The organism is uncultured Brachyspira sp., assembly GCF_944390595.1.
Classification (GTDB): Bacteria; Spirochaetota; Brachyspiria; order Brachyspirales; family Brachyspiraceae; genus Brachyspira.
This window is the reverse complement of record NZ_CALXRN010000070.1, coordinates 1-3,341: the sequence shown is the minus strand read 5'-3', so window position 1 is coordinate 3,341 and position 3,341 is coordinate 1. Positions and strand designations below refer to the sequence as shown.

At 28.0% G+C, this 3,341-nt stretch carries 2 protein-coding genes; both read right to left on the bottom strand.

The features are described from left to right. Nucleotides 1-126 precede the first annotated feature (126 nt). Nucleotides 127-1,851 (bottom strand): methyltransferase domain-containing protein, encoded by a 1,725-nt coding sequence (locus Q0J90_RS03750; protein ID WP_297276633.1) that lies wholly within the window; start codon nt 1,849-1,851, stop codon nt 127-129. Between the two features lie 138 nt (nt 1,852-1,989). Continuing rightward, nucleotides 1,990-3,341, bottom strand: a 1,352-nt coding sequence (gene gatB, locus Q0J90_RS03745) for an Asp-tRNA(Asn)/Glu-tRNA(Gln) amidotransferase subunit GatB (protein ID WP_297276632.1), incomplete at its 5' end; no start/stop codon positions are given.

Genomic DNA, 3,341 nt, shown 5'->3' with positions numbered 1-3,341 from the left:
ATATTTAAATTTTCATAGTCAATATATAATAGATTTTTATTTTTTAATAAATATAAATATAAACTATTATGTATTTTAACAGTATTGCCTATATAAACATGCCTTATTATCAAATTTAATAAATATTTATTTTTTAGTATTTATATATATACATTCAAAAGTATCGCCAAGATTTTTCTTTTTTGCTATAGAACGGTATAAATTTGAAATACCTTTATTATTTTTAATAAAGCTTAAATTAAATATATCGCAGAATCTATTATAATAAATACTTTGATTTTCTAAATTTATTCTTTTTAATGAATATTTAGATAAAAATATATCCAAAGCCTTAGGATTAGTTTCAAAAGCATGATCTGTAGGAACTATAGAAAAATAATTTTTATTGAATCTTCCGCTTATGCCATGTCCGTTAGGTGTAGCAAATGCCAATATTCCGTCATCTTTAAGGGAGTATAATATTTTACTTAAAATATTTTCAAAGTTATATATATGCTCCACAACATACCAAGCAGTAATTATATCGTACTCTTTTTCCTTATATTCAAAATCTAATAATGAACAATTATGAACATTAAGGTTAAGAGTATTAACACAATAATTAGAAGCATATTCGCTTATTTCTATACCTTCAGTTTCATAACCATTATCCTGAGCCTCTTTTAAGAAAAACCCCATAGCACTGCCTATATCAAGTATTTTTCCGTTTGGCTTTATTTTCTTTATCTTTTCCAAACGTCTTCTGGCCAATGCTCTCAAATTTTCGCTGTCCTCTTCATAAGTCTTTCCATACTGATTCTTATAATCTTCCACAAAATATTTAGATGAATAATCTGTAAACGGAGGAAGAAAATATTTTCTAAATAATGTATCGCATTTTTTGCATTTATATAAATTAGATTCCAAATTTCTATTTTTCATTTCTACAGCATTGCCGCCGCAAAAAGGACATTTTATATCCTTAAAATCTTTTATATTATCTATAATGGTTTTTATTCTTTCTAATGATTTTTCTGTATCTATTGAATTGCCATTTTCCATATAATGGCTTTGCGAATCTTTATCAAATAAAAAATTTCTTAATCTAATTACTGCTTCATTAGTATCAACATTTTCAAAAAAACCCAAATTAAAAAATAATTCATTTTGACTTTTTGCCAAATCATCATGATATTTTGTAGGAGAAAGAAGTATAGTAGGTATTGATGCTTCTATACATTCAAAAGCAGTAAGCCCAAAGTATGTAATAACTGCACTATAGGGTTTTGAAAAAATATCAGGGCTGAAATTTATGTATTTTACATTAGGATATTCGCTTTCTTTTTCTATATCTATAAGTACAAAATCTTTATTTTGTATTTTGCTTATTATATCTACAGCTTTCTTTTTTAATTCATTATTAAAACCTAAGTAAAGCAAAACAGGGGCATTCTCATCATACTGAGGCTTAATATTAGTATTTAAAATAGTAGCTATGAAAGGCTTTATATTGACATCTTTAGAATTATCCAAATTAGGAAGCATTTCTATAACTATATCAGCAAATTCTCTCTCATTTCCTACACTATCAATTATAATAACATTAGATATAGTTTTTAACTCTTTTATAAATTTAGCATCTACTTCCCTGCTGTCTACTATTATTAAATAAGGGTTAATAGATTTTATTTCATTATATTTACAAGTATTTATAGATGTATCTTTAAATATATCACTGTTATTATTAATAGAAGAAAATACAAAATTGTAATAATCTTTTAATTTATTAGCTATAAACTTCATACGGGTAATATGTCCGAATCCGTATATAGTTCCAATATCTGTTATTATACATATATTATAGTTTTGCATTAAAGTGTACTTATTTTTAATTATTTTTATAGATATAGATTATATAATAAAAAAATATAATTACAAATAAAAATAAATAAAAAGCCTAACTATATTTAATAGCTAGGCTTTATTTATAATATTAAATATTAATTTTAATTATTCGCTTAAAATTTTTCTTAAAACTTCATTAACAAGTTTAGGGTTGCCGTGACCTTTAGTAGCTTTCATTGTCTGACCTACTAAGAAGCCGAATGATTTTTCCTTACCTGCTTTGAAGTCTGCTACTGATTTAGGATTTTCTTCTAATACTTTTCTTATTATTGTTTCAAGCTCGCCAGTATCGCTTACTTGTTTGATGCCTTTTTTCTCAACTATAGCAGAAGGAGCTTCCCCTGTTTCGCACATATCTTCAAAAATCTCTTTTGCTATTTTACCGCTTATAACGCCTTCATCTATAAGTTTGAAAATCTCACCTATATGCTCTGCTTTAGGCTTAAAGTCTTTTATAGTTAGAAGTTTTTTGTTTAAGTAAGCATTAACTTCAACCATTATCCAGTTGCTTATTTTCTTAGGCTGTTTAGGATAAGCTTTAACAGCTGCCTCATAATAATCAGCTAATGCAGCATCTTCTGTTAATACAACTATATCCTGATCTGGTAAATCATAATCTTTTTTAAGTCTTTCACGTTTTTGCTGAGGAAGTTCTGGAAGCTCTTTTTTAGCATTCTCAATTTCTTCATCTTTTAATACTAAAAGAGGTATATCTGGGTCTGGGAAATATCTGTAATCTGCAGCACCCTCTTTTGAACGCATTCCCTTAGTAGTATTTTCTTTAGCATCATAAAGTCTAGTTTCCTGTAAGATTTTCTCGCCGTTGTTTAATGCTTTAATTTGTCTTTTGATCTCATAGTCAATAGCAAGTCTTACATTTCTAAAACTGTTCATATTTTTAACTTCAGTTTTAGTACCAAGTTCTGTACTTCCTTTTGGTCTTATAGAAACGTTAGCATCGCATCTTAAAGAACCTTCTTCCATATTACAGTCAGAAACATCAATATATTTGAAGATTTTTTTAAGCTCTGTTAAATATTGATAAGCTTCTTCACCTGTAGAAATATCCGGCTCGCTTACACATTCAATCAAACAGCATCCGGCACGGTTTAAGTCTACATAGCTTAAAGGTCTTCCTGTATCATCATGCACAAGTTTACCCGCATCTTCTTCCATGTGTATTCTGTTTATTCTTATGCTTTTATTGTAAGAAGATCCGTCATCATTAAGAACTGTTATATCAAGATGACCTTCTGTACAGATTGGTTCATCCATTTGAGTAATCTGATAATAAGAAGGCAAATCTGGGTAGAAATAATGTTTTCTAGCGAATCTGCTTTTCTTTTGAATAGTGCAGTTAGTAGCAAGTCCTGCTTTGATAGTTTTATGCACCATTTCTTTATTAACTATAGGCAAAGTACCTGGGTGAGCCTGACATCTTGGACAAGTAAGAGTGT